Origin of the sequence: Micromonospora sp. NPDC052213, from assembly GCF_040679695.1 — a bacterium.
In the GTDB taxonomy this organism is placed as follows: domain Bacteria; phylum Actinomycetota; class Actinomycetes; order Mycobacteriales; family Micromonosporaceae; genus Micromonospora.
This window is the reverse complement of sequence record NZ_JBFAVI010000009.1, coordinates 1-26,525: the sequence shown is the minus strand read 5'-3', so window position 1 is coordinate 26,525 and position 26,525 is coordinate 1. Positions and strand designations below refer to the sequence as shown.

The following is a 26,525-nucleotide window of genomic DNA, read 5'->3' as shown; positions in this document are numbered from 1 at the left end:
GCGCGACGGAACGGGGCGGCGGCGTGAGCGCCAACGGCGGGACGAAGGCGATCGTCGCCGCGCTGCTGGCCAACGTCGGCATCGCCGTCACCAAGTTCGTCGCGTTCCTGCTGACCGGGTCGTCGTCGATGCTGGCCGAGTCGATCCACTCGGTCGCCGACTCCGGCAACCAGGGACTGCTGCTGCTCGGCGGCCGGCGGGCCAAGCGGGCCGCCACCCCGCAGCACCCCTTCGGCTACGGCCGTGAGCGCTACATCTACGCGTTCATCGTGTCCATCGTGCTGTTCAGCGTCGGTGGCCTGTTCGCCCTGTACGAGGCGTACCACAAGTGGTCCGACCCGCACCCGATCGACAAGTGGCAGTGGGTGCCGGTCACCGTGCTGGTGGCCGCGATCATCATGGAGTCGTTCTCCTTCCGTACCGCCATCAAGGAGTCCAACCTCGTCCGGGGCAACCAGTCCTGGGTGAGGTTCGTCCGCCGGGCCAAGGCTCCCGAGCTGCCGGTGGTGCTGCTGGAGGACCTCGGCGCCCTGGTCGGTCTGGTCCTCGCGCTCCTCGGCGTCGGCATGACTCTGGTCACCGGCAACGGCGAGTGGGACGCCGCAGGTACGGCGGCGATCGGCGTGCTGCTGGTGGCCATCGCCATCATCCTGGCCGTCGAGACCAAGAGCCTGCTGCTCGGTGAGGGCGCCGAGGCGCACGACGTCGCCGCCATCGAGAAGGCGGTCACGGACGGCCCGGAGGTGGAGCGGATCATCCACATGAAGACGCTCTACCTGGGCCCCGAGGAGCTGATGGTCGCCGCGAAGATCGGCGTGCCGGCCTGCGACAACGCCGAGGAGCTGGCCCGCGGCATCAACGTCGTCGAGGCCCGGATCCGCGCCGCCGTGCCGGCCGCCCGGGTGATCTACCTGGAGCCGGACATCTACAGCGCTGCCGCCGAGCGGGCGGGCAGCGGGAGCGCGGCGCACACCGCCGTGCCGGGATCCGAGCCGGGTGAGGCTGCCGGGCGGCCCGGGAGCTGACCGGTGGAACTGCTGTACGGACCGATCAGGGACTACGCGTGGGGGTCCCGTTCGGCGATCGCCCAGTTGCAGGGCAGGCCGGTGCCGAGCGACGGCCCGGAGGCCGAGCTGTGGCTGGGCGCCCACCCGGGCGGCCCGGCCACGGTCGACCGCGACGGCGGCCGGGTCGACCTGACCGACCTGCTGCTCGCCGAGCCGGACCACTGGCTCGGCGAGCGGGTCGTCGGCCGGTTCGGCACCCGGCTGCCGTTCCTGCTCAAGGTGCTCGCCGCGGACGCCCCGCTGAGTCTGCAGGCGCACCCGGACGCCGAGCAGGCCCGTGCCGGGCACGCCGCCGACGCCGGCCGTCCCGACGGGCAGCGCAACTACGTCGACCCGTACCACAAGCCGGAGCTGCTGGTCGCGCTCTCGCCGATGGAGGCGCTCTGCGGGTTCCGTGACCCGGCCGCCTCGGCGGAGGCGCTCGCGGGGTTCGGCGTACCCGCGCTGGAGCCCGTGCTGGCGGCGTTGCGCACCGGCCCGTCGGGGCTGCGCGACGCCGTACGGCTGCTGCTGACCTGGCCCGCCGACGAGCGCGACGCGCTGGTGCGGGCCGCGGCGTCGGCGGCGGTCGGGGGGCCCGACGCGGAGCTGGCCCGGGAGCTGGCCGCCGCCTACCCGGGCGACCCGGGGGTGCTGGTGGCGATGCTGCTCAACCGGGTGCGGCTGGCGCCCGGGGAGGCGATCTGGATGCCGGCCGGCAACCTGCACGCCTACCTGCGGGGCACCGGCGTGGAGATCATGGCGGCCAGCGACAACGTGCTGCGCGGCGGTCTGACGCCGAAGCGGGTGGACGTCGACGAGCTGCTCCGGGTGCTGCGCTTCGAGGTGCTCCGGGACCCGGTGGTGCCGTCGCTGGAGGTCGACCCCGGGGTGGTCACCTGGCCGGTGCCGGTGGACGACTTCGCGCTGCACCGGGTGACGGTGGGCGCGGCGCTGCCGGCGGTGACGCTGTCGGTGCCCGGGCCGCGCGTGGTGCTCTGCTGCGCGGGGGAGCTCTCGGTCGACGACGGGACGGGCGCGGTGACGCTCGGACGGGGGCAGGCCGCGGTCGGCACGGCCGCCGCCGGGCCGCTGCGCGTGGCGGGCACGGGCGAGGCGTACGTGGCGAGCTGCGGCCTGGGCTGAGCCGGTCGCCCGCCCACCGGTCGCCAGGCGGGGCAAGTCCGACTTTCCCGGAACGACTTGACGCGGCGACTGCGCAGTGTGACTCTATGGGTACGCAGCGTTATCGCGACGACGGTCCGAGAACGCGCGCGAGGGATCCAAACCGGGGGGATGCACGGGGCGGGCGGCTGGTGGACGGAGAGTCCGTCCACGACCGACCGCCCCGTGCGCTGCCCGCTTCTGTCTTCCTGCTCTCTTCACCGGCCGGTCCCTTCCGCGGCGGCCCGCGCGCGTAAGGTGGAGGGTCGCGCAGCACATCGTCCGACAGGAGCTTCCATGACCAGCACCCTCCCGGCGTCCGCAAGCGGAACGCCGTCCGAGGCCCGGCCGAGCACCCTCGCCGAGGGCGACTACAAGGTGGCGGATCTGTCGCTCGCCGAGTTCGGGCGCAAGGAGATCCAGCTCGCCGAGCACGAGATGCCCGGCCTGATGGCGATCCGTCGTGAGTTCGCCGACGCCCAGCCGCTCGCTGGCGCCCGGATCACCGGGTCGCTGCACATGACCATCCAGACCGCTGTCCTGATCGAGACCCTGGTCGCGCTCGGCGCGCAGGTCCGCTGGGCGTCCTGCAACATCTTCTCCACCCAGGACCACGCCGCCGCCGCGATCGTGGTCGGCCCGACCGGCACCCCGGAGGCCCCGGCCGGCGTGCCGGTCTACGCCTGGAAGGGCGAGAGCCTGGAGGAGTACTGGTGGTGCACCGAGCAGGTGCTCGCCTGGCCCGACGGGCAGGGCCCGAACATGATCCTCGACGACGGCGGCGACGCCACCCTGCTGGTCCACAAGGGCGTCGAGTTCGAGAAGGCCGGGGCCGTCCCGCCGGTCGAGTCCGCCGACTCCGAGGAGTACGCGGTCATCCTCGGCGTGCTGCACCGCTCGCTCGCCGAGGACGGCCAGCGGTGGACCCGGATCGCCGCCGGCATCAAGGGCGTGACCGAGGAGACCACCACCGGCGTGCACCGGCTCTACGAGATGCACCGCGCCGGCACCCTGCTCTTCCCCGCCATCAACGTCAACGACTCGGTGACGAAGAGCAAGTTCGACAACAAGTACGGCTGCCGCCACTCGCTCATCGACGGCATCAACCGGGCCACCGACGTGCTGATCGGCGGCAAGATGGCGGTCGTGCTCGGCTACGGCGACGTCGGCAAGGGCTGCGCCGAGTCGCTGCGCGGCCAGGGTGCCCGGGTCGTGGTCACCGAGGTCGACCCGATCTGCGCCCTCCAGGCGGCGATGGACGGCTACCAGGTCGCCACCCTGGACGACGTGGTCGAGCAGGCGGACATCTTCATCACCGCCACCGGCTGCTTCGACGTCATCACCAACGAGCACATGGCCCGGATGAAGCACCAGGCCATCGTCGGCAACATCGGCCACTTCGACAACGAGATCGACATGGCCGGCCTGGCGAAGCGGTCCGACGTGGAGCGGGTCAACATCAAGCCGCAGGTCGACCTCTGGAAGTTCGCCGACGGGCACGCGATCATCGTGCTGTCGGAGGGCCGCCTGCTGAACCTGGGCAACGCCACCGGCCACCCGAGCTTCGTGATGTCGAACTCGTTCGCCAACCAGACGATCGCCCAGATCGAGCTGTTCACGAAGACCGAGGAATACCCGGTCGGCGTCTACGTGCTGCCGAAGCACCTGGACGAGAAGGTCGCCCGGCTGCACCTGGAGGCGCTGGGCGCCAAGCTGAGCACCCTGACCAAGGAGCAGGCCGCCTACCTCGGCGTCTCCGTCGAGGGCCCGTTCAAGCCGGAGCACTACCGGTACTGAGCCGACCCGCACCGACCGGGCCGGCCCGCGCCAGCGGGCCGGCCCGTCGGCGTCTCCGGCGACTGCGGGCGGCCGGCCCGTCGGCGTGCCGCGGCGGGCGTGGGTCAGTCGGGGCGGGAGCCCTCGGGGCCGGGGCCGGCCGGGGCGGGAGCGGGGTCAGTCCGGGCGGGAACGGCGGCGGGCGGGGCGGACCCAGGTCCACACGCACCAGGCGAGCCAGGCCAGCGAGACCACCGTGGCCAGGGCGCGCAGGCGCAACGCGCTGAGCAGCAGCACCACCGCCAGGACGGCCAGCCACGGCCCGAACGCCCTCACGACCGCCACCGCCGACGCGCGCTCCCGACCGCCACCGGCCGCACCGCCCTCACGACCGCCACCGGCCGAGGACCATGCGGCGGACCAGCGGCGGGGCGATCCACGACCAGACGCAGAAGAGCGCCCACGCCAGGCCGAACAGGCCCGCGAGCAGGTCCAGCCCGGCGAGGTTGAGCAGCACCACCACGCCGATCGCGAGCAGCCAGGTGCGGAGGACCCCCAGCCGGTAGAGCGGTCGCAGCGGCAGCAGCAGCGGGTGGGTGTACACCCGGCTCGCCCAGGCGGCCTCGGCGTAGTCGGCGTCGGTCGGATCGTGCGCCACCGCCTGGCCGAAGGCACGGTGCGCGGTGCCCACCCGGCCGCGCCGGGCCGCGGCGACGCCGTGCAGGGCGAGCGCCGCGGGGTTGGCCGGCCACGCCCCGAGGAACTCGCGGGAGATGCGCTCGGCGGCCCGGTCGTCGCCCCGGGCGTACGCGAGCTGGAATCGGGAGGCGAAGACGGCCGGCGCGTCCGGGACGATCGCGGCGGCGCGGGCGACCAGGCGTTCCGCCTTGTCGGTCTGGCCCACGGCCGAGCAGAGGTCGGCGTACTGGCAGAGCAGCCACGGGTTCTCCGGCTCGATGGCCAGCGCGTCGAGCAGGCCCCGCTCGGCGGGGGCGAACTCGCGGCGGTGGCGCAGCGCGAGACCCAGCCGGCCGAGCAACTCCGCGTCCGGGCCGGTCTCGGCCAGGCCCTGACGGGCGACGGCGACCACCTCGTCCCAACGGTCCAGCCCGGTCAGTGCCGCCGCCCGCAGCCGGAACGCGGCGGGGCTGGCGGCCAGCGCGGCGGGGAGCCGGTTCACCTCGTCCAGGGCCTGTTCCAGCCGGTTCAGCTCCAGGAGTTGGACCACCCGGGCGAGCTGGGTCTCCGGGGCGGTCACGCGGCGGCCACCAGCACGATCAGCGCGGCCTCGGCGAAGCCGAACAGGAGCACCGCCCCGACGCCGGGCAGCCACAGCGACGCCGGCTCGCCGCCGCGCAGCTCGTACGCCCGGAACCGGCGCTTCTGCGTGGCGGAGGCAGCGAGCCAGACCAGCGCGCCGGCCAGCGCCCCGATCAGCCGGACGGGCCGGTCGGCCCCGTCGTCGAAGGCCACGAGCGTGACCACCAGCCGGGCCACCAGCCCGGCCAGCCCGACGCCGAGCACCGCCAGGTGCGTCCGGCGGGGCAGGCCCAGCCGGTGCCCGTTGACCAGGGCCAGCACGGTGGCTGCCGTCGGGCCGCCGAACACGGCGGGGAAGAGCAGCGAGTGCGGTCGCCACGGCGGGCGACGCGCCTCGTACGCCGCCGGCGCGATGGTGGGGGTGAACAGGTCGTCGGCCACGGTGTTCCCGTCTCGGTAGGGGCGAGCGAGCCGGATCCTGCCACAGCCGGGCGACGGTCGGCGGTCCCGCGCCCGCCGTTCGGGTGTCCCGCGCCCGCCGGTCGGGTGCCCGCGCCCGCCGGTCAGGTGCCGGCGTCGGGCGTGGACATGACGCCCGCCGGCGCCGACGGGGCGGAGGTGGACGGCGGCGTCGACGCGGTCACCGCCGCGACCGCCGGCCGTACCGCCGCGACGGGCTGCGCCGGCACGGCGGCCGGCGCGCCGCCGGGCACCGCCGGACGGATCGTGCCGGGTGGCGCGGCGACCTCGGGCGGGGCGGCGGCCGGGACCGCGCGGGGCGGCGCGGGCGGGCCGGGCGTCAGCTCCGGCCAGAGCGTCGCGGCGACGGCGCGACCGCGGCCCAGCCGGTGCCAGGCCCGCCGGTGCCGCTCGCCGAGGACCGCGGCCAGGTAGACCGACTCCGGCATGCCCGGCGGCGGGGGCGGCGTGATCACCGCCGAGATCTCGGCCCACAGGCCGCGCCCCAGCCGCCCGCGGGCCGGCTCCGCCAGGTGGCGCACCCGGGCCAGGTACTGCCGGGCGGCCAGCGCCAGGCCGTCGTCCAGCCGGCTCAGGTCCAGCGTGTGCGCCCAGCCGACCAGCACGGGCACCGCCGTCGGGACCGGCCGCCAGGCGGTCGCCGCCCGGGTGTGCACGACGAGCGTGCCCGCCACGAGGTCGCCCAGCCGGCGCCCCCGCCGGTCGGTCAGCATCACGGTCACGCCGGCGACCCAGCTCAGCAGCGGCAGCACCAGGCCCGGCCACTCCACCGCCACGCCCACCAGCGCCCGGGTCAGCGACTGCCGCAGCCCCACCGGGGCGCCGTCGGCGCTGACCACCCGCAGCCCGACCGCCAGCTTGCCCAGCGTCCGGCCGTGGTTGAACCGCTCGCAGAGCACCGGGTAGCCGACCAGCACCAGGACCAGCCCCACCGTCGCGAGGGCACCGGTCAGCGCCTCGTCGACCAGCCCGGGCGGCAGGTTGCCGAGCACGACGCCGGCGGCGATCGACAGCACCAGCACGAGGACCAGTTGGGCCAGGATGTCGAGCATCAGCGCGAGCACCCGGGAGCCGATCCGGGCGGCCCGGACGTCCAGCTCCACGGCCTCCCCGCTGACCAGCCCGGCGTCGCCCCACGGGGCGGGTCGGGCCGGCGGTCGTGGTTGCGCTCTCACCCCGACAGTGAACACTATGATCGCCGGACGGGGGTGAAGGTGGATCTCGACGCGTACGTCGCGGAACACGGCGGGGAGTGGCGGCGGCTGGAGGAACTCTCCCGGCGCGGCCGGCTCGACGCCGCCGAGGTCGACGAACTCGTCGCCCTCTACCAGCGGGCGACCACCCAGCTCTCGGTGCTGCGCAGCCGCTCACCCGACCCGGCGCTGGTCAGCCAGCTCTCCCAGGTGGTGCTGCGGGCCCGGGCCCGGCTCACCGGCCGCCCGCGGCCGTCCTGGGCGGCGGTCGGCAGGTTCCTGCTGGTCGGCTTCCCCGGCGCGGTCTACCGCGCCTGGCCCTGGTGGTGCGGGGTGGCGACCGGGTTCACCCTGCTCAGCTTCTTCCTCATCTGGTACGTGGCGGGCAACCCGGAGACGGCCGGCGCGTTCATCGGCGAGGAGGCGGCCGCCGACCTGGTCGAGTCCGGCTTCGCCGGCTACTACACCGAGTTCGCCGCGCCGACCTTCGCCTTCCACCTGTGGACGCACAACGCCTGGCTCGCCGCCCAGTGTCTCGCCGCCGGGGTGCTCATCGTCCCCGTGCTCTACCTGCTCTGGCAGAACGCGCTCAACATCGGCGTGGTCGGCGGGGTGATGGTCGCCTACGGCCGCGCGGACGTCTTCTTCGGACTGATCACCCCGCACGGGCTGCTGGAGCTGACCGGCGTCTTCGTGGCCGCCGGGGTGGGCCTGCGCGTCGGGTGGGCGTGGATCGCGCCGCCCGCCCAGCTCACCCGGGGGCAGGCGGTCGCCCGGGCGGGCCGCGAGGGCGTCCTGGTCGCCGTCGGCCTGGTGGGGCTCTTCGCGGTCTCCGCCGTCATCGAGGCGTTCGTGACGCCCGCGCCCGTGCCGGTCCCGCTCCGCGTCCTCGCGGGCGCCGCCGTCTGGCTCGCCTTCCTGGCGTACGTCGTGGTGCTCGGCCGCCGGGCGACCGCCGCGCGCGAGGGCGACGACGTCCTCGCCCCGTACGCCCGCCGCTGACCGCCCCGCCCCGACCGGCCCGGGGGATCAGAGCTGGCCGAGGGACTTGAGGCGCAGGTAGGTGTCGGCCAGGGTGGGGGCCAGGCGGCCCGCCGGGGCGTCGACGACCGTCACCCCGTGCCGGCCCAGCGCGGCGCGGACCCGGTCGCGTTCGGCCAGCGCCCGCCAGGCCGCCGCCGCCGCGTAGGCGTCGCCGGGGCGCTGCGGGACGGCCGTGGTGAGCGCGGTCAGCACCGGGTCGTGCGTCGCGGCGATCACCACCTTGTGCCGGGCCGCGAGCCGGGGGAGCACCGGCAGCAGCCCCTCGCCGAGGGCGCCCGCCTCCAGCGCGGTGAAGAGCACCACCAGGCTGCGCTGGCGCTGCCGGCGCAGCAGCTCACCGGCGATCAGGTCGAAGTCCGTCTCCGCCAGCGTCGGTTGGAGCGGGGCGAGGGCGTGCACCAGCCGGGAGAGCAGGGCCGGCCGGCCGGTGCCCGTCACCGTGGCCCGGACCGCCGTGTCGGCGGCGAGCAGGTCGACCCGGTCACCGGCGCGGGCGGCGAGGGCGGCGAGCAGCAGCGCGGCGTCGATCGCGGTGTCCAGCCGGGGCTCGTCGCCGACCCGCACCGCCGACGTGCGGCCCGTGTCCAGCACGCAGACCAGCCGGCGGTCCCGCTCCGGCCGCCACGTCCGCACCAGCACGTCGGCCCGGCGCGCGCTCGCCCGCCAGTCGATCGACCGGACGTCGTCGCCCACCACGTACTCGCGGAGGGTGTCGAACTCGGTGCCCTGGCCGCGCCCCCGGCTGACCTGGGTGCCGTCGATCACGCGCAGCCGGGCCAGCTTCTCCGGCAGGTGCCGGCGGGAGTCGAAGCGGGGCAGCACGCGCAGCGTCCACGGCGGGGTGGCCGGGCGGCCGGAGCGCTGGCGGAAGCCCAGCCCCATCGGCCCGAACGAGCGCACGGTCAGCGCCACCGCCGGCCGGTCGCCCCGCCGGAGCGGGGTGAGCCGGCTGGGCAGCGCCACCGTCCCGCCCGGCTCGACGCGCACGAGCTGCGCCGGGGGCACGTCGGGGCGGGCGCCGGCCGAGGGCACCCAGGCGTCGCGGATCCGGGCGCGCAGCGTACGGCCGGTGGGGTTGTGCAGCAGCAGCGCGACGGTGGCGGTGCCGCCGAGCCGCACCGCGCGGTCGCCCTCCCGGGTCGCCGCGAGCGCCCCCGGCGGCGCGGCCAGCGCCCGGTCGACCAGCACGAGCAGCAGCACCCCGCCGGTCATCACCAGCAGGCCGACGAACGGCGCCGGCCAGGCCGGCAGGGTCAGCGCGCCCGCCGCCAGCAGGAGCGCCGCCCGCCAGGTCATCGCGGCGTCGGCACGGTGGCCAGCACCGTGTCCAGCACCGCGTCCACGCCGACGCCCTCCAGCTCGACCTCGGGGCGCAGCCGCAGCCGGTGCCGCAGCGTCGGCCGGGCGACCGCCTTCACGTCGTCCGGGACGACGTGGTCGCGGCCGGCCAGCCAGGCCCACGCCTTGGCGGTGGTGAGCAGCGCGGTCGCGCCCCGGGGCGAGGCGCCCAGCTCCAGCGCCGGCGTGCTGCGGGTGGCCCGGCACAGGTCGACGATGTAGCCGAACAGCGGCTCGGCCATGTGCACCCGGCCGACCGCCGCCCGGGCGGCAGCCAGGTCGGCCGCGCTGGCCACCGGCCGTACGCCGGCGGCCGTCAGGTCGCGCGGGTCGAAGCCGGCGTGGTGCGCGCGGAGCACCCCCAGCTCCTCCTCCCGGTTGGGCAGCGGCACGGTGAGCTTGAGCAGGAACCGGTCGAGCTGCGCCTCCGGCAGCGGGTAGGTGCCCTCGTACTCGATGGGGTTCTGGGTGGCGGCGACGATGAACGGGTCGGGCAGCGGACGCCGGTCGCCCTCGACCGAGACCTGTCGTTCCTCCATGACCTCCAGCAGCGCCGACTGGGTCTTCGGGGGCGTCCGGTTGATCTCGTCGGCGAGCAGCAGGTTGGTGAACACCGGCCCCTCGCGGAAGGTGAAGGCGGCGGTGTGCGGGTCGAAGATCAGCGAGCCGGTCACGTCCCCCGGCATCAGGTCCGGGGTGAACTGCACCCGCTTGGACCGCAGGTCGAGCGCGGTGGCCACGGTGCGGATCAGCAGGGTCTTGGCCACGCCCGGCACGCCCTCCAGCAGCACGTGCCCACGGCAGAGCAGGGCGATCACCAGGCCGGTGACGACCGCGTCCTGCCCCACGACCGCCTTGGCGACCTCGGCGCGCAGCCGGTGCAGGGCGGCCCGGGGGTCGGCGGGGCCGGCGGTCAGCGGATCGGCGGTTCCGGCGGGTCGGGTCACCGAGGGTCTCCTTCGGGTCGGTGCGGGTGCGGTGCGGCTGCCGGGGGCGGCCCGTCGGCGGGGTCGGACACGGCGTGCGCGTCGGCCGGATGCGCGGGGTGCGGCGCGGGGTGCGCCTCGGTCGGGCGCGCGGCGTGCGCCTCGGTCGGCGGTCCGTCGGCCGGGTGCGGGGCGACCGTGCGGGTCAGCCGGTCCAGCGCGCGGGCCAGCTCCAGCAGGTCCTGGTCGGTGTCGGGCGCGCCGCCGTAGAGCAGTTCCTCGGTCCGTCCGGGGCCGTCGCCGGTGCGGGCGGCGACGGCGGCGGCCACCTCGGCGGGCGGGGCGGTCGGCGGCAGGTTCAGCCGGGGCAGCAGGCGGTCCCGGGCGGCGGTGCGCAGCGTCCGCGCGGCCGCGTCCCGGGCGCCGGCCTTCTCGTAGAGCCGGGCCCGGCCGAGCACCGTCTCGGCCGAGCGGACCGTCACCGGCAGCCGCTCCGGCGCCGGCGGGCCGAGCCGGCGGGCCCGCCAGAGCGCGGCCAGCAGGGCGGCGACGGCGAGCTGCACCAACAGTGCCCAGAACCAGCCGGGGAAGGCGGACCAGAGCGGGTTCGGCGGGTCGGAGCCGTCGGCGCGGGAGTCGTCACCGTCGTCGTCGGAGCCGCCGCCCGGGCCGCCGGGGCCGCCGGGCCGCCCGTCGCCGTCGCCCGGGCCGCCGGGCCGACCGCCGCCCGGCCCGTCGTACTCGGTGGAACCGCCCGGGGTGGGCGACCAGGCCGGGCTGCCGCTGCTGCCGGAGCCGAAGGTCGGCGGCGGCGCCTGGCCGTCCAGGTCGAGCCAGACCACCCGGCCCGTCCCACCGAGCAGCGCGGTGGCGAACGCCCGGTTGTCCCACTCGTCGATCCGGTCGTTGCGGAACGGGTCGCTGGCGCCGACCACCACCACGCTCTCGGGGACCCGGAGCAGCCGGGCGAGCCCGCCGTCGAAGCAGAACTGCACGGGCGCCGACCCGCCCGGGGTGACCGCGTAGCGTTGCAGCCCGACCGCCGCCCGTCCGAGCTGGCGCAGCTCGGGCATCGGGCAGGGCAGGCCCCGCGCGTCGGGCTCCACCGCCTGCGCGGCCCACCGCCGGCCGGCCGGCTCCACCGGCAGCGGAATCGCGTCCAGCACCCGCCGCGGCGGGTCCACCAGCACCAGCCGGGTGGCCGAGGGAAGCGAGCCCAACGCAAAGACCGTGTCCGGGTGCAGCAGCGCCGGCGCGGGCACGAAGAGCGTGGCCGGCCCGCCGCGGGCGGCCAGCAGCGCGCGCAGTGTGTCCGTCTCGCGCTGCACCGTGACGCCCCGCTCCCGCAGCGCCTCGGCGAGCCGGCTGCCGCCGTCGTCCCCGGTCGCGACGGGGGAGAGGAACCCCCGGTCGGTGGGATCGGGCTGGTCGACCGCGTGGGTGACCAGGGTGGTGGTCAACAGCAGCGCGGCCAGGCCCAACGGGATCAGCAGCCGGTGCCGGCGGCGACGTCGCCGGAGGGCGTCGCCGGCCTTCGGGGCCGGCTGGGCGGCGGTGACCTGTGCGCTCATGGTCGTGGCCCGTCCTCGGGTCGGCCGGTCAGCAGCCGGTCCAGGTCGGCGGCGTGCTCCCGCATCCGCCGGTCGTGCTCGGCCGAGGCGGGGCGCTGGCCGTACCAGAGTTCGGAGAAGATCGCCCCGGCTGCGCCCAGCGGCGGGCCGACCTGCGGACGGCTGGCCGTCGCGGCCCGCACCACCTCGACGACGGTCATGCCGGGCTGCGGTTGGAGCACCCCCCGGGCGACCAGCTCGCGGATCATCGCGCGGAGCCGTTCCCGGACGGCCTCGGCGTACCGGCCCTCGGCGGCCAGCCGGTCGGCGAGGGAGACGTACGCGGCGGCCGGCAACTCCGGCTCCGGCTCGCGCGGCGCGGGTACGACCGGCGCGGGGGCGTCCACCGGCCCGGGCTTCCGGCGGCGTCGCCGCAGCCGGGGCAGTCGGGGCAGCCGGCGGGGCACCCAGGCGGGGTACGTGTACCAGCCGACCGCCACCAGCACCGCGGCGAGCACCAGCAGCAGCGCGGCCAGGGGCAGCGGCACCCGGTCGCCGAGCGCGGCCGTGGTCTCGGTCCACCACCGGCTGAAGCTCATCGGTCGGCCGCCAGCAGAACAGCCTCCGGCGTGCCCGTCCGGGCCCGGGAGAGGCGGATGTCCAGCCCCTCGGTGCGCATCCGGGTCTCCAGGTGCAGCACCGCGTCGAGGCAGGCCAGCGCCGGGTACGCGACGCTGTTCACGCCCGCCCACACGGCCAGCGACAGCCAGGGGGCCCAGGCCCGGTCGACCAGGTCGAGCGCGTCCAGCCCGTAGTAGACGCCGATGCCGAGACCGAGGCGGACGATCCACCAGGACAGGTAGCCGAGCAGCCGGATCCCGCCGGCCCGGCCGCCGCCGCGTACGGCCAGGGTGGCGGCGCGCAGCGGGGCCCGCAGCGGGTGCACCCGGTCGACGACCAGCGCCGGCGCCACGGCGCCGAGCAGGGCGAAACCGATGAACCAGGCCGGCCCGAACAGCGCGGCAACCCACATCACCAGCCCGACCAGGGCGGTGAGCAGCACCGTGGTGCCCCAGCGGGCGCCGGCGGGACGGAGCACCTCGCGCGGCCCGACCGTACGGCCGAACAGCGCGCCGCCGGCGGCCCGGGCGGCCGGGTTGCCCAGCAGCGTGATGATCATCGCCTCGGTCGCCGCGCCGACGGCCAGCAGCAGCCAGTACATGCCGAAGTGATCGAACTCCACGAACCAGACGGGGGGCTCGACGTCGGCGGCGAGCCGCAGCGGGTAGAGCAGGAGCTGCTCGCCGACGGCCAGGGCGAGGGCGAGCGGGACGAGCACCCGGGCCTGGCCGCGCAGCAGCAGGACCGCGGAGTCCAGCAGTTCGCCGACCGTGAGCGGGCGGCGCGGGAGCACGGCGGTCGGGCCGGCGTCGGGCACGCGTACTCCTGGGGACGGGCGACGGTGGCGCGTGACGGCGCACGCGGGGATCATGGTGACACGCGCGGTCCGATCGGGTGGACCCGCACGCCGGGGCGGCGACGCCGGCGTCGGTTGCTGGGCGGCGGCGTCCCACGGCAGTACCGTGCCGGGTGACGCGGATCCCACCGAAACTGAACGGGATGGAAACATTAACCCCATGAGAGCCCGGGTACTGGTGGTCGACGACGACCCCGCGCTCGCCGAGATGCTCGGCATCGTCCTGCGCAGCGAGGGGTTCCTGCCCTCGTTCGTCGCCGACGGGGAGCGGGCCCTGGCCGCGTTCCGCGAGAACCGGCCGGACATCGTCCTGCTCGACCTCATGCTCCCCGGCATGAGCGGCATCGACGTGGCGCGGTCGATCCGGGCCGAGTCGGGCGTGCCGATCGTCATGCTGACCGCCAAGAGCGACACCGTCGACGTGGTCCTCGGCCTGGAGTCCGGGGCCGACGACTACGTGGTCAAGCCGTTCAAGCCCAAGGAGCTGGTCGCCCGGATGCGGGCGCGGCTGCGGCGCGGCGAGGACGTGGCCCCCGAGATGCTGACCATCGGGCCGCCCGGCAACCAGATCACCATCGACGTGCCGGCGCACACCGTCAGCCGCAACGGCGAGGAGGTGAAGCTGACGCCGCTGGAGTTCGACCTGCTGGTGGCGCTCGCCCGCAAGCCGCGCCAGGTGTTCACCCGCGAGGTGCTGCTGGAGCAGGTCTGGGGCTACCGGCACGCCGCGGACACCCGGCTGGTCAACGTGCACGTGCAGCGGCTGCGCGCCAAGATCGAGCCGGATCCGGAGCGACCGGAAATCATCCTCACCGTGCGGGGCGTGGGCTACAAGGCGGGCACCGGATAGCCTGGTCACACTGTGGCCACCTCCCCGATTCCGGACCCCCAGCCGACAGCTCCGCACCGGCGTGTCGCCGCCGTGCGGGAGCTGTGGCGCGGCGTGAGCGGCCGGTCCGCGCGCCTGCTGGCCGGGCTGCACCAGACCTGGCGGCGGTCGCTGCAGCTGCGGGTGGTGACCATCACACTGGTCGCGTCCAGCCTGCTGGTGGGCGGTTTCGCCTACCTGATCGCCGACAAGATCACCAGCATCCTGGTGGACAACGTCGAGACCGACGTGCGGGTGCGGCTGGACAGCGGCGCGGCGTACGCGGCCAAGCAGTTCGGTCTCTACAACCAGCCGCAGGACGCGCAGTTCCAGGAGACCGTCGACGGCACGGTCAACTACCTCGCCGGCGGTGACCCGCAGCAGACCACCGGCGTGATCGTGGCGCTCACCGCCGACAACCACACCGGCGTCATCCAGCCGCGCTCCTCGCCCGCGGTCAACGTCCGGCCGCTGATCAGCCGCGAGCTGCGCGCCACGGTCGCCGGGGGCAAGATGGCCAGCCAGATCCGCACCGGCCGGCTGGACGGGGAACGCACGAAATACCTGGTCTACGGCTCGCCCGTGCCCACCAAGTTCGGCCAGGTGGAGCTCTACTACCTCGTGCCGCTGACGCGGCAGGACGAGACGGCCGCCGACGCCCGCGCGACGGTGGTCGCCACCGGCGCGGCCCTGGTGATCCTGCTCGGCCTGCTCGCCGGCCTGGTCACCCGGCTGGTGGTGACCCCGGTGCGGGTGGCCGCCCGGACGGCCCAGCGGCTCTCCGCCGGCCTGCTCGACCAGCGGATGGCGGTCAACGGCGAGGACGACCTCGCCCTGCTCGCCGCGTCGTTCAACCAGATGGCGACCAACCTCCAGCGCCAGATCCTGCGGCTGGAGGAGATGTCCCGGCTCCAACGCCGCTTCACCTCCGACGTGTCGCACGAGCTGCGCACGCCGCTCACCACGGTCCGGATGGCCGCCGACCTGATCTTCTCCGAGCGGGACGAGTTCGACCCGGCGGTGGCGCGCAGCGCCGAGCTGCTCCAGGCCGAGCTGGACCGCTTCGAGGAGCTGCTCACGGACCTGCTGGAGATCAGCCGCTTCGACGCCGGCTTCGCGATGCTGGACGCCGAGCCGACCGACCTGGTGCCGGTCGTGCACCGGGTGGCCGACCGCCTCGCCGGCCTGGCCGAGCGGGTCGGGGTGCCCATCGAGCTGGACGTGCCCGCCACGCCGGTGATCGCCGAGGTCGACCCGCGGCGGGTCGAGCGGGTGCTGCGCAACCTGGTCGGCAACGCCGTCGAGCACGGCGAGGGCAAGCCGGTACGCATCACCCTGGGGATGGACGACACGGCCGTCGCGATCACCGTCCGCGACCACGGGGTGGGTCTCAAGCCGGGCGAGGAGAAGCTGGTGTTCAACCGCTTCTGGCGGGCCGACCCCTCCCGGGCCCGGCAGACCGGCGGCACCGGGCTGGGGCTGTCGATCAGCCTGGAGGACGCCCGGCTGCACGGCGGCTGGCTGGAGGCGTGGGGCGCGCCCGGGCAGGGCGCCCAGTTCCGGCTCACGCTGCCGGCCCGCGCCGGCGACCGGTTGACCACCTCGCCGCTGCGGCTGGTCCCGGCCGACGCCGCCCTGCCCTTCGGCGGCCCCCGCGAGGGCGGGCTGCTGGCCATCGGCCCGGGCAGCGGCGGCGTGCTCGCGATCGGCCCGGCCGACGGCGCGGTGGCCGCCGGGCCGGGGCGGCAGGGGACCGGGGGACGCGCGGAGGTGGGATCGTGAGGCGGCACCTGCTCGCCGCTGTGCTCGGCGGCGCACTGCTGCTGGCTGGCACGGCCGGCTGCGGCATCCCGGCCAACACCGAGGTCCGGGTGGAGGGCGCCGGGCCGGCGGCCGAGGCCGGCTCCACCAGCGGCATCCGGGGCGAGCCCCCGAATCGCAGCGCGAGCGGCAGCACCCCGGAGCAGTTCGTCAAGAACTTCCTCTCCGCCGCGGCGGGCGAGCCGGACCGCGCCTACCAGCGGGTCCGGAACTTCATCACCCCGGAGGACCAGGACCGCCTCCAGGTGAAGGAGGGCAGCGAGGTCGCGCTGACCGTCGTCCGGCTCACGGAGGATCCGGTGATCGTCGCCGGCCCCGAGAAGACCGACGTCACCCTCAAGGTGCAGCAGGTCGGCCAGCTGCGGGCCGACGGCACGCTGGCCCCGCCGGAGACGAGCACCACGTCGTACACGTTCGAGCTGCGCAGCCCGCCCCGGCAGGAGGGCAAGGGGGAGCCGGGCCTGTTCGTGGCCAACCCGCCGAACGTGCTGCTGCTCAGCGTCGACGCGCTCGAGGCGTACTACCAGAGCCGGACGATCTACTTCTGGAACTCCGGCCGTACCCGGCTGGTGCCCGACCAACGTTACCTGCCCCTCGCCGTGCCCGACGAGCGGCTGGTCAGCGAGGTGGTGAAGTGGCTGACCGCCGGCCCCTCCCCCTGGTTGCGCTCCGCGGTCACCGGGCTGCCGGACGGCACCCGCCTGATCAACAACGCCACCCGGACGGAGGGCCGCTGGGAGGTCGACCTGGAGATGCCGGACGAGAAGGTCCGCCTGGAGCAGCTCGCCACGCAGCTCGCCTGGTCGCTGCCCGACGTCGACGGGCAGCTCGAGATCAAGATCCGTACCCAGCCCCGGAAGGACATCCCCGACCTGGAGGCGCACCGGCAGGCGAACCCGGTGTACCGGGTCGGCGGCGGCTTCCAGCGGTTCTGCGTCTACGAGGGCGCCGTCCACCCGCTGTCCGACGCCGCCGGAACGATCGTCACGGTGCCGGTGGCGGCCGAGGCGAACAGGAACGTCGTGACGGCGGGGCTCAGCCGCGCCGAGGACCAGATCCGGGCGGCGCTGGTGGTCACGGAAGACGGCCGCCAGTGGCTGTCCGTCGGCGCCGGGCTCGACCCCGTCGCCGTCTTCCACCGCAGCGCGAAGGGCTACGGCACGATCGGCCGGCCGGTCTGGCTGCGCTCGACGGACCGGGGCGAACCGGCCGGGTTGGTGGTCGCCGACGGCGCTCTCTACCGGTTCGACGCCCAGGCGCAACTCACCCCCGTGTCGCTGGGCGTCTCCGGCACGGTGACCGCGGTGGCCGCCTCGCTGGACGGGCACCGGATCGCCGTCGTCGCCGGCGGCGCGCTCTACGTCGCCGCCCTGAGCCCCACCGAGGGCGGGGTCACCCTCGGCCCGGCCCGTCGGCTGCCCACCCGGCTGACCGGCCTGTCGGCCGTCGACTGGTACAGCGAGGACAAGCTGCTCCTCGCGGGGGAGGTCGGCCGCCCGGCGGTCTACGAGGTCAGTGTGGACGGCACCCGGGACACCCGGGTGGAGGACAAGATCGGCGCCCGGGTGACCCACCTCGCCGCGTACCCGGCCAACACGGAGGTGCCGCGCGGCGCGGCGATGTACGAGGCGAACGGGGTGGCGTACGGCAGCGCTCCGTTCGAGCGGATCCAGCCCGAGCAGGTGCAGGTGTCGCCGCCCTCGACCGGGACGCGCGCCGGCAACCCGACCGCCCCCTTCTTCCTCTACTGATGTCGGGCCTCGGCGGGCTCTGGTCGGACCTCACCGACCTGGTGCTGCCGGTGGAGTGCGCCGGTTGCCGGGAACGCCGGCCGGGGCTGCGGCACGGCGTCTGCCCGGAGTGCGTGGCGGCGCTGGACGCGCTGCGGCCCCGGGCGGTACGCCCCACCCCGGCCCCGCCCGGCCTGCCGCCCTGCGTCGCCCTCGGCCCGTACGCGGGCCCGCTGCGGGAGACGCTGCTCGCGTACAAGGACCACGGCCGGCACGGGCTGGCCCGGCCGCTCGGCGCGCTGCTCGCCGAGGTCGTGGCGGCGGCGGTCGGCGAGGCGCGGCCGGTGACGCTGGTGCCGGTGCCGGACACCGCGGCGGCGGCGCGCGCCCGCTACGGCGACCACCTCGGCCGGCTGACCCGGCACTGCGCGGACCGGCTGCGCCGGGCGGGCTGGCCGGTGCGGGTGCGCCGGCCCCTGCGCGCCCTGCCCCGCCCCGACTCGGTGACGCTGGACAGCGCCGGGCGGGCGGCGGCGGCCGAGTCCGCCTTCCGGGTCCGCCCCCGGGCCGCGCCCGCCCCGGACGGGACCGCGGTCGTGGTGCTCGACGACATCCTCACCACCGGGTCGACCCTCGCCGCGGTGGCGCGCGCGCTGACCGTGAGCGGGCTGTCGCCGACGGTCGCCGTCGTGCTCGCCGCGACCGAGAAACGGCACCGGTCGTAACCGATCGTGTTTCCGTTTCACCCGTTGGTGTATGAGGTGTGAAAAATTTCTGGCCGTCTCCGCGACCGGGGGTGACTGCCGGGCAAACAGGAGTTAGCGTTTGCCTGTCGGGGGTAGGAGGTCTTCCCACCCGCTCCCGGCGGTGAAAGGAGGCGTAGCCGCACTGACCGGTCGACGCCGAGTGGGACCTCCCCCAATGCGCGCGACCGGATGCCGGATCGAACGACCGTCCGAACTAGGGAGGTCACGTGGACATCGTGGTCAAGGGCCGTAACGTCGAAGTGCCGGACCATTACCGGGTGCACGTAGCGGAGAAACTCGCAAAGATCGAACGCTACGACCACAAACTTATTCGTGTCGATGTCGAGCTTTTTCACGAGCGGAATCCCCGCCAGGCGGACCACTGCCAGCGCGTCGAGATCACCTGCGTCTCCCGGGGCCCGGTGATCCGGGCGGAGGCGTGCACGAACGACTTCTACAGCGCGCTCGACGCGGCCATCGCCAAGCTCGACACCCGGTTGCGCCGGGCGGCCGACCGCCGCCGCGTCCACCGGGGTCGGCACGCCCCGCTCTCCGTCGCCGCCGCCACCGCCGGCCTGCCGGTCGCCGACCTCGACGCGCCCCTGGGGGCGTCCGTCGACGGCGCCCGCGCCGGCACGGCCACGGCCGTGGCGGAACGGGTCGAGGAGGAACACGAGGATCAGCCCTGGCACATCGCGCGGGAGAAGGTGCACCCCGCCGAGCCGATGACCGTCGACGACGCCCTGTTCCAGATGGAACTCGTCGGCCACGACTTCTACCTGTTCCAGGACAAGGAGTCCGGCCGGCCGAGCGTCGTCTACCGGCGGCACGCCTACGACTACGGCATCATCTCCCTCGCCCTCTGATCCTCCGACGCCGTGGTGGCGGCCCGCGCCGCCACCACGGCCGACCGGACGTCGGGCCTCCGGCCCACCGCACGCCTGAGGCGCGACCGGGCGCGGGTCAGCGGAGTTCGTCGGGGAGCAGCCCGAAGACCAGGTCGTCGATCCGGGTGCCCGCCAGCCCCGGCAGCCGCCCGCGCAGCAGCCCCTCCCGGCGGAAGCCCACCTTTTCCAGCACCCGCTGCGACGCGACGTTGCCGGGCAGGGTGGCGGCCGTCAGCCGGGCGGCCCCCACCGGCCCGAACGCCCAGCCGGCGAGGAGCCGCACCGCCCGGGTGGCCAGCCCGCGACCCCGCGCGGCGGGCAGCAGCGCGTAGCCGATGCTCGCCTCCCCGGCGGCGGGGTCGAGGTAGGACATCCCGCAACTGCCGACCGGTTCGCCGGTGGTCGCGTCGAGGATCAGCAGCCGGGCGATGCTGCCGGTCAACCACCCGCTCTCCGACAGCCGGCAGCGTCGCGCGATCGCCTCCCGGGTGGGCGGCACCGGCGGGGCCTGGTTCGCCACCACCTCCGGCAGCGTGTGCAGGTGGTACATCAGGTCGACGTCCTCCGGGCCGAGCGGGCGCAGGGTCACCACGCCGTCGGTGAGCCGGCCGTCGGGCAGGCCGGGCAGCAGCCGGGGGGCGGGGCCGGGCGGGTCGTCGGCGAGGCGTACCCAGGCCATCAGGTCCGACCGGCCGCCGCCGCGGAGCTGGCCGGCCGCCCGGCGTACCCCCTCGTGGCGGAAGCCGGCGGCGAGCGCCACCCGCTGGCTGGCCGGGTTCTCCGCGTGGGTCAACAGCTCCAGCCGGTCGAACCCGCACCGGAACGCCGAGTCGGCCAGGGCCCGCGTCGCGGCGGTCGCGACGCCGCGACGCCGCGCCCAGGGCGCGACCCAGTAGCCCACCTCGGCCTGCCGGCGCGGCGTCACGACCTGGCCGAGGCCCGCCCCGCCGACCAGCCGGTCGGTGGTGCGGTCGGCGATGGCGTACGCGGCCCCGCCGGCGGTCCAGGCCGCCGGCGCGCCCTCGGTGATCCACCAGCGGGCGTCGGCCTCGGTGTACGGCTCCGGCATGCCCGGGTTGAACCGCAGGTTGACCGGGTCGGCGCAGCCGGCGGCCAGGTCGGCGGCGTCCTCGGGGCGGAACGGCCGCAGCCGCACCCCGTGGGCGTCGATCACCTCGGGCGTCACGTCAGGTCCCCGGCGAGCAGCGCGCCGACCCAGGCGTCCACCCGTTCGCCCCGGTGCGTGAGCCCGCCCCGGGCGGTGCCCTCGACCGTGAAGCCGGCCTTCTCGGCGACCCGGCGCGAGGCGGCGTTGCCGACGTTGGCCCGCCACTCGATCCGGGCCAGGCCCAGCGTGGTGAAGCCCCAGGTGGCGAGGGCGGTCAGCGCGGCCGGCATGAAGCCCCGGCCCCGGCTCGCCGGCGCGGTCATGAAGCCGACGTCGGCCAGCAGCGGGTCGACGGGGGAGAGCCGCAGGTCGATCGAGCCGGCGTACCGGTCGTCGGCGTCGGCGACCACGAAGCAGGCGCTGGTGCCGGCCGCCCAGGTGCCGCGCGAGTGGACCAGGTAGGACTCGGCGTCGGCGGGGTCGTACGGGTCGGGCACGGTGGTCCACCGGATGGTCTCCGGGTCCCGGCAGGTCTCGACGACCGATTCGAGGTCGCGCTCCTCCATCGGGCGCAGCCGCAGCTCACCGCCGCCGGCGGTGGCGAAGAGGACGGGCTGGGGGCGGCCGAAGACGGCGGCCCGCCGGGTCTCCAGGGTGCCGGGCCCGGCGGGCCCGGTCTCGCCGGGGGCGGGCACTTCGCCGGGGAACAGCGAGCCGATCCAACCGTCCGGCCCGCCCTCCGGCGCCGGGTCGGCCAGCCGCAGTTGCCCTTCGACGCGGAAGCCCGTCCGGAGTGCGACCAGGCGGGAGGCGTGGTTGCCGACCTCGGCCTGCCAGATCAGCCGGCGCAGTTTCCGCGTGTCGAGGGCCCAGCGCGCGACGGCCCGGGCGGCCCGTACGGTGACGCCCCGGCCCCGGGCCCAGGGCGCGGTCCAGTATCCGATCTCGCCCGTGCCGTGGCCGGGGTCGATCGAGACCAGCCCGCAGGAGCCGAGCACCTCGCCGGTGGCGGGGTCGCAGACCGCGAACGGCGCCCCGGTGCCGGCCGCCCAGTCCCCCGGGGCCACCTCGGTGACGAACCTGTGCGCGTGTTCGGGCAGGTACGGGCGAGGTACGGTGGTCCAGCGCTGGATGTCCGGGTCCTGGCACGCCCGGTGCACCGCGTCGGCGTCGGTCGCCCGCCAGGGTCGCAGCAGCAGGCCGTCCTCGGTGATCTCCACGGGTTCCACCCGAGCCATCGTGCCGGATCGTTCGCGTACGGCGTAACCGGATTACGGCGGAGGCGGCGCGCGTCGAGCGAGTTATGTCGGTTTCGCCGGGTCGGAGGGCCGCCACCAGTGACCATCGCGCCGATGGAGCGCCTACGATGGTTCGAGACTGTCTAGGGGAGCGTTGATCCGTGTCGATTCTGGAAAGGGTCCTCCGCGCGGGCGAGGGCCGTATGGTGCGCCGGCTGAAGGCCATCGCCGCCGCCGTCAACTCGATCGAGGACGACTACGTCAACCTCAGCGACGACGAGCTGCGCGGCATGACCGACCAGTTCAAGGAACGGCTCGCGGACGGCGAGACCCTCGACGACCTGCTGCCGGAGGCCTTCGCGGTGTGCCGGGAGGCGGCCGCCCGGGTGCTCGGCCAGCGCCCGTACGACGTCCAGGTGATGGGCGGCGCAGCGCTGCACTTCGGCAACATCGCCGAGATGAAGACCGGTGAGGGCAAGACGCTGACCTCGGTCATGCCGGTCTACCTCAACGCGCTCTCCGGCAAGGGCGTGCACGTCATCACGGTCAACGACTACCTGGCCCAGCGCGACGCCGCCTGGATGGGCCGGGTGCACGAGTTCCTCGGCCTCACCGTCGGCGTGGTCCTGCCCAACCGGCCGGCCGCCGAGCACCGCGCCGCGTACGAGTGCGACGTCACCTACGGCACGAACAACGAGTTCGGCTTCGACTACCTGCGCGACAACATGGCCTGGTCGCGGGACGAGCTGGTCCAGCGCGGCCACAACTTCGCGGTGGTCGACGAGGTCGACTCGATCCTGATCGACGAGGCCCGCACCCCGCTGATCATCTCCGGCCCGGCCGAGCACTCCGCCCGCTGGTACACGGAGTTCGCGGGCGTGGTGGCCCGGCTCCAGCCCGGCAAGGACGGCGAGGGCGACTACGAGGTCGACCACGCCAAGCGGACCATCGCCGTCACCGAGCGCGGCGTGGCCAAGGTCGAGGACCGGCTGGGCATCGACAACCTCTACGAGTCGGTGAACACCCCGCTGGTGGGCTACCTCAACAACGCCATCAAGGCCAAGGAGCTCTTCAAGCGCGACAAGGACTACATCGTCAGCGACGGCGAGGTCCTGATCGTCGACGAGTTCACCGGCCGCATCCTGCACGGACGCCGCTACAACGAGGGCATGCACCAGGCGATCGAGGCCAAGGAGGGGGTGGAGATCAAGCAGGAGAACCAGACCCTGGCCACCATCACCCTCCAGAACTACTTCCGCCTCTACGAGAAGCTCTCCGGCATGACCGGTACGGCGCAGACCGAGGCGGGCGAGTTCAACAAGGTCTACAAGGTCGGTGTCGTGACCATCCCGACGCACCGGCCGATGGTCCGGCAGGACCGGCCGGACGTGATCTACAAGACCGAGAAGGCCAAGTTCAACGCCGTGGTGGAGGACATCGCCGAGCGGCACGCGGTGGGCCAGCCGGTGCTCGTCGGCACCGTCTCGGTGGAGAACTCCGAGATCCTCTCCCAGCTCCTGCGCCGCCGCGGCATCCCGCACTCCGTGCTGAACGCCAAGTTCCACGCGCGTGAGGCCGAGATCGTCGCCCAGGCAGGCCGCAAGGGCGCCGTCACCGTCGCGACCAACATGGCCGGTCGCGGCACCGACATCCTGCTCGGCGGCAACGCCGAGTTCCTCGCCGCCAACGAGCTCCGCCAGCGTGGCCTCGACCCCATCGAGCACGAGGAGGAGTACGCCAAGGCGATGGAGGAGGTCCTGCCCAAGTGGAAGCAGGCCTGCGACGTCGAGGCGGAGGAGGTCGCCGACGCCGGCGGCCTCTACGTGCTGGGCACCGAGCGGCACGAGTCCCGCCGGATCGACAACCAGCTGCGCGGCCGTTCCGGCCGGCAGGGTGACCCGGGCGAGTCCCGGTTCTACCTGTCGCTCCAGGACGAGCTGATGAAGCGCTTCCGCTCCGGGGCGGTCGAGGCGGTCATGGAGCGCTTCAACATCCCGGAGGACGTGCCCATCGAGTCGAAGATGGTCACCCGCCAGATCAAGAGCGCCCAGGCCCAGATCGAGGGCCAGAACGCCGAGATCCGCAAGAACGTCCTCAAGTACGACGAGGTGCTCAACAAGCAGCGCCAGGTGATCTACGCCGAGCGCCTGCGGGTGCTCAACGGCGAGGACCTCTCCAACCAGGTCCGCAACATGATCGACGACGTCGTCGAGGCGTACGTGCGGGGGGCCACCTCCGAGGGCTACGGCGAGGACTGGGACCTGGAGCAGCTCTGGTCCAGCCTCAAGCAGCTCTACCCGGTCGGCGTGACGATCGACGAGCTGGAGGAGGAGGCCGGCGGGTCCCGGGCGGGCATCGACGCGGACTTCCTGCTCGCCCGCCTCAAGGAGGACGCGCACGCCGCGTACGACCGGCGCGAGGAGCAGCTCGGGGCGGAGGGCACCCGCGAGCTGGAGCGGATGGTCCTGCTCCAGGTGATCGACCGCAAGTGGCGCGAGCACCTCTACGAGATGGACTACCTCCAGGAGGGCATCAGCCTGCGGGCGTACGCCCAGCGCGACCCGGTGGTGGAATACCAGCGCGAGGGCTTCGACATGTTCGCCACCATGATGGACGGCATCAAGGAGGAGACGGTCGGCTTCCTCTACAACGTCGAGGTCCAGGTCAACGAGCCGGAGCCCGCGGCCGAGGAGGTGCAGCTGCTCGACAAGCCGGTGGAGATCCGGGCCAAGGGCCTGGGCCGGTCGCCGCAGCAGCAGGGCCTCCAGTACTCGGCGCCGACCATCGACGGCGAGGCCGGCGCGGGTGCGGTGGCCGTCGAGCGCGCCGACGAGCAGGCGCCGGCGCTCGGCGTCGGCCGGCCGGAGCCGGCCGCCCCGGCCGCGCCGGGGACGACGGCCCCCGCGGCGCCGCAGCGTCCGGCGACGGGCCTGCGCGGCCCGGCCGTCGCGGCGAGCGCCGCGCGGCGCCCGGCGCCGGGGCAGGCGGAGGCCGGCAACGGCCCGTCCCGCAACGCGCCGTGCCCGTGCGGTTCCGGCCGCAAGTACAAGCGCTGCCACGGCGCCCCCAACGGCGGCGCCTGATCGACAGGTGAGCGGGGCTGCGCCCCGCCGGAGCGAATCGAGCCGCGGTCCTCGCCGACCGCGGCTCGATCCGTGTGTCAGAGCACCTGGAGGGCGGTGCAGAGCCAGGTGCCGCGGCGGTGCTCCAGGCGCAGCGCCATCGCCCAGGTGCGCCCACCCGCGCCGGCGAGCACCGCGGCCGCCTCCACGGCGGCGGCGCGCGGCTCGCAGACCCGCAGCCGACGCAGCCGAACGGTGGGCCGGGTGGACCGGCGACGCGCCGGGCCGGACCGGGCGGTGGCGCGGGCGAGTTCGGGCAGCAGCCCGGCCGCCCTGGCCGGGTCGAGCAGCGGGCGGAGCTGCCCGGGCGGACGGTAGCCGTTGAGCACCTCCAGGCAGGTGCTCACGAAGCGGTGGGCGGCCCGGGTGGCCTCGGGGGTGGCGGTCACCAGCGCGCCCGGGGGCAGCGGGGCGGCGGGCCCGCGGCCGGGTCCCGCCGGGGCGGGCGACACCCGCGCCCGGCGGCCGGGCGGCCGGTCGGGGTCGCGGCGGGCCGGCTCGAACAGGTCGAGGACGAGTTGGGCGTGCGCCGGGGCGGGCCAGTGTGCGGCGTCGTCGTCGGCGAACGGCGGCTCGAACGAGGGCGCGGGGCGCAGCCGCACGGGAGGGCGCGGCGGGCCTGGACGGCGCGAGTCGGTCATCCGGACCTCCCATGATCTTGCGTTTACCTACGTTTGCCTTCGACTGGCTCCATTCTCGGCCACGGCAGAGCCGGCGGTCAATGGCTGGGGGCGTTCGGGTGGTTACTCCGGGTCGCGTTCGGTCAGCGGGTTGCTCCGCACCCACTCGGCGGTCTCGGCGTACTTGCGCTCGATGTACTCCTCCAGCCGGGCGCGCTCCACGCGCCACTGGCCACGCCCGCCGATCTTGATCGCCGGCAGCTCGCCGCTGCGCACCATGTGGTAGACCTGCGAGTCCGACACGTTCAGCTCGGTGGCCACGTCGGAGAGCAGCAGGAACCTCGGTTCCACGGAAACTCCCGGGGTCGGCGTCGTTTGGCTCAGTTTGCCACCGACCGCCGACGTCGCCCAGCCGGCGGACGGGACCTGCGGCGACGCGTCCGGCGGGACACACCGGCCGGGAGCTTCCGTCGCGCAGGTGCGAGGTGTATGACGGTCACGGCGTACGGCATGATCGGCGGCGGACCGGCGGAGGCCGGCGGAGGACCTGAGCGGGGGAGACGACCGGTGACCGAGGAGCTTGTCCGGGTGTACGTGCCGGCGACCGTCCCGATGCTGACCCTCCTGCGCGCGCCCGGGCTGCCCGTGGCCGCCGCGCACGCGGTGACCCCCGCCCTGCGCGAGTGGTACGCCGAGGGCGACGAGGAGGAGTTGGAGTACGTCGCCTTCACCCGCGCCGCCCAGGACGCGCTGCAACTGCTCCGGGCCGACCCCGACGCGCCCCGCCGCCGCGTGGTCGTCTCGGTGGACCTGCCCGCCTCGGCGGTGGGCCGGGGCGACGGGGAGCTGGGCTCCAGCGCGGTCGAGCTGAGCGCGCCCGTGCCCGTCGCCGCCGTCGCCGCGATCCACGTGGACGGCGCCGACGCGGTCGAGGACGTGGCCGCCGCGGCGGAGGTGGTCACCGAGGCCCTCGCCGGCGACCCGGACGCCCAGTTCACGGTCGACGGGGCCGAGGACCACGAGCTGGAGTGGTACGACGTCTCCGAGCTGGACCTGCTGCTCCGCGCCGCCTCCTGACCCCGCCGTCGCCGGCGGTGACCGCGGGCACCGCCGGCGGACGGGTCGGACACG

The 26,525-nt window shown here is 75.1% G+C and carries 24 protein-coding genes; 11 read left to right on the top strand and 13 right to left on the bottom strand.

Annotated elements, in window-relative coordinates; translation table 11 throughout:
- Positions 1–23: 23 nt before the first annotated feature.
- From AB0L34_RS04375 to ahcY, 3 genes are all read left to right on the top strand, one after another.
- A complete protein-coding gene (locus AB0L34_RS04375; RefSeq protein ID WP_363701799.1) occupies positions 24–1,025 on the top strand; it encodes a cation diffusion facilitator family transporter in 1,002 nt (333 codons plus the stop codon).
- Positions 1,026–1,028: 3 nt separating this feature from the next.
- Positions 1,029–2,192, top strand: a complete 1,164-nt coding sequence (gene manA, locus AB0L34_RS04370) for a mannose-6-phosphate isomerase, class I (RefSeq protein WP_363701797.1) — start codon at positions 1,029–1,031, stop codon at positions 2,190–2,192.
- 315 nt (positions 2,193–2,507) lie between these two features.
- Positions 2,508–4,007, top strand: a complete 1,500-nt coding sequence (gene ahcY / locus AB0L34_RS04365; protein WP_363701795.1) for an adenosylhomocysteinase — start codon at positions 2,508–2,510, stop codon at positions 4,005–4,007.
- A 156-nt stretch (positions 4,008–4,163) separates the two neighbouring features.
- Here the strand turns inward: ahcY and AB0L34_RS04360 are convergent, their stop codons facing one another.
- The 4 genes from AB0L34_RS04360 to AB0L34_RS04345 all read right to left on the bottom strand — a co-directional run bounded on the left by AB0L34_RS04360 (position 4,164) and on the right by AB0L34_RS04345 (position 6,901).
- Complete coding sequence (locus tag AB0L34_RS04360) at positions 4,164–4,322, bottom strand: hypothetical protein (RefSeq protein WP_363701793.1); 159 nt, start codon at positions 4,320–4,322, stop codon at positions 4,164–4,166.
- Between the two features lie 49 nt (positions 4,323–4,371).
- A complete protein-coding gene (locus AB0L34_RS04355) occupies positions 4,372–5,244 on the bottom strand; it encodes a tetratricopeptide repeat protein (protein WP_363701791.1) in 873 nt (290 codons plus the stop codon).
- On the bottom strand, positions 5,241–5,687 hold the full coding sequence (locus tag AB0L34_RS04350; RefSeq protein ID WP_363701789.1) for a hypothetical protein: 447 nt from the start codon (positions 5,685–5,687) through the stop codon (positions 5,241–5,243). The genes AB0L34_RS04355 and AB0L34_RS04350 overlap by 4 nt, the downstream gene beginning before the upstream one ends.
- A 122-nt stretch (positions 5,688–5,809) precedes the next feature.
- Positions 5,810–6,901, bottom strand: coding sequence for an RDD family protein (locus AB0L34_RS04345; protein WP_363701787.1), 1,092 nt, complete (start codon positions 6,899–6,901; stop codon positions 5,810–5,812).
- 33 nt (positions 6,902–6,934) lie between these two features.
- Between AB0L34_RS04345 and AB0L34_RS04340 the strand changes: the two genes are divergently transcribed.
- On the top strand, positions 6,935–7,921 hold the full coding sequence (locus AB0L34_RS04340; protein WP_363701785.1) for a stage II sporulation protein M: 987 nt from the start codon (positions 6,935–6,937) through the stop codon (positions 7,919–7,921).
- Positions 7,922–7,948: 27 nt separating this feature from the next.
- On the opposite strand, the gene AB0L34_RS04335 is transcribed toward AB0L34_RS04340, so the two are convergent.
- From AB0L34_RS04335 to AB0L34_RS04315, 5 genes are read right to left on the bottom strand one after another with little or no spacing between them, the layout of a single operon-like run.
- Positions 7,949–9,259: a DUF58 domain-containing protein gene (locus tag AB0L34_RS04335; protein WP_363701783.1), complete on the bottom strand. Its 1,311-nt coding sequence runs from the start codon at positions 9,257–9,259 to the stop codon at positions 7,949–7,951.
- Positions 9,256–10,248: a MoxR family ATPase gene (locus tag AB0L34_RS04330; RefSeq protein WP_363701781.1), complete on the bottom strand. Its 993-nt coding sequence runs from the start codon at positions 10,246–10,248 to the stop codon at positions 9,256–9,258. The genes AB0L34_RS04335 and AB0L34_RS04330 overlap by 4 nt, the downstream gene beginning before the upstream one ends.
- Complete coding sequence (locus AB0L34_RS04325) at positions 10,245–11,798, bottom strand: DUF4350 domain-containing protein (RefSeq protein ID WP_363701779.1); 1,554 nt, start codon at positions 11,796–11,798, stop codon at positions 10,245–10,247. Before AB0L34_RS04325 ends, AB0L34_RS04330 begins: the two co-directional genes overlap by 4 nt.
- A complete protein-coding gene (locus AB0L34_RS04320) occupies positions 11,795–12,376 on the bottom strand; it encodes a DUF4129 domain-containing protein (RefSeq protein ID WP_363701777.1) in 582 nt (193 codons plus the stop codon). Before AB0L34_RS04320 ends, AB0L34_RS04325 begins: the two co-directional genes overlap by 4 nt.
- A complete protein-coding gene (locus AB0L34_RS04315) occupies positions 12,373–13,215 on the bottom strand; it encodes a hypothetical protein (RefSeq protein WP_363701775.1) in 843 nt (280 codons plus the stop codon). The genes AB0L34_RS04320 and AB0L34_RS04315 overlap by 4 nt, the downstream gene beginning before the upstream one ends.
- 199 nt (positions 13,216–13,414) lie before the next feature.
- Here AB0L34_RS04315 and mtrA point away from each other — a divergent pair, with 199 nt between their 5' ends.
- The 5 genes from mtrA (at position 13,415) to raiA (ending at position 19,285) form a co-directional block, all read left to right on the top strand.
- Positions 13,415–14,104, top strand: a complete 690-nt coding sequence (mtrA, locus tag AB0L34_RS04310; protein WP_089001893.1) for an MtrAB system response regulator MtrA — start codon at positions 13,415–13,417, stop codon at positions 14,102–14,104.
- 12 nt (positions 14,105–14,116) lie between these two features.
- Entirely contained in the window at positions 14,117–15,904 is a 1,788-nt protein-coding gene (gene mtrB, locus AB0L34_RS04305) for an MtrAB system histidine kinase MtrB (RefSeq protein ID WP_363701773.1), read from the top strand.
- On the top strand, positions 15,901–17,694 hold the full coding sequence (locus AB0L34_RS04300; protein ID WP_363701771.1) for an LpqB family beta-propeller domain-containing protein: 1,794 nt from the start codon (positions 15,901–15,903) through the stop codon (positions 17,692–17,694). The genes mtrB and AB0L34_RS04300 overlap by 4 nt, the downstream gene beginning before the upstream one ends.
- A complete protein-coding gene (locus tag AB0L34_RS04295) occupies positions 17,694–18,398 on the top strand; it encodes a ComF family protein (protein WP_363701769.1) in 705 nt (234 codons plus the stop codon). The genes AB0L34_RS04300 and AB0L34_RS04295 overlap by 1 nt, the downstream gene beginning before the upstream one ends.
- Positions 18,399–18,646: 248 nt before the next feature.
- Positions 18,647–19,285: a ribosome-associated translation inhibitor RaiA gene (raiA, locus tag AB0L34_RS04290; RefSeq protein WP_350703171.1), complete on the top strand. Its 639-nt coding sequence runs from the start codon at positions 18,647–18,649 to the stop codon at positions 19,283–19,285.
- 97 nt (positions 19,286–19,382) lie between these two features.
- On the opposite strand, the gene AB0L34_RS04285 is transcribed toward raiA, so the two are convergent.
- Positions 19,383–20,492, bottom strand: coding sequence for a GNAT family N-acetyltransferase (locus tag AB0L34_RS04285; RefSeq protein ID WP_363701767.1), 1,110 nt, complete (start codon positions 20,490–20,492; stop codon positions 19,383–19,385).
- On the bottom strand, positions 20,489–21,652 hold the full coding sequence (locus AB0L34_RS04280) for a GNAT family N-acetyltransferase (protein ID WP_363701765.1): 1,164 nt from the start codon (positions 21,650–21,652) through the stop codon (positions 20,489–20,491). The genes AB0L34_RS04285 and AB0L34_RS04280 overlap by 4 nt, the downstream gene beginning before the upstream one ends.
- Before the next feature lie 161 nt (positions 21,653–21,813).
- On the opposite strand from AB0L34_RS04280, the gene secA reads away from it, so the two are divergent.
- Entirely contained in the window at positions 21,814–24,735 is a 2,922-nt protein-coding gene (gene secA, locus AB0L34_RS04275; protein WP_363701763.1) for a preprotein translocase subunit SecA, read from the top strand.
- A 77-nt stretch (positions 24,736–24,812) separates the two neighbouring features.
- On the opposite strand, the gene AB0L34_RS04270 is transcribed toward secA, so the two are convergent.
- Both AB0L34_RS04270 and AB0L34_RS04265 read right to left on the bottom strand, forming a co-directional pair.
- Positions 24,813–25,415, bottom strand: coding sequence for an Rv3235 family protein (locus AB0L34_RS04270; RefSeq protein ID WP_363701761.1), 603 nt, complete (start codon positions 25,413–25,415; stop codon positions 24,813–24,815).
- Between the two features lie 102 nt (positions 25,416–25,517).
- Positions 25,518–25,745 carry a helix-turn-helix domain-containing protein gene (locus AB0L34_RS04265; protein ID WP_089001884.1) on the bottom strand — a complete coding sequence of 76 codons (228 nt, stop codon included), beginning with the start codon at positions 25,743–25,745 and terminating at the stop codon, positions 25,518–25,520.
- 216 nt (positions 25,746–25,961) lie between these two features.
- Between AB0L34_RS04265 and AB0L34_RS04260 the strand changes: the two genes are divergently transcribed.
- On the top strand, positions 25,962–26,471 hold the full coding sequence (locus AB0L34_RS04260; protein WP_363701759.1) for a hypothetical protein: 510 nt from the start codon (positions 25,962–25,964) through the stop codon (positions 26,469–26,471).
- Positions 26,472–26,525: the final 54 nt, after the last annotated feature.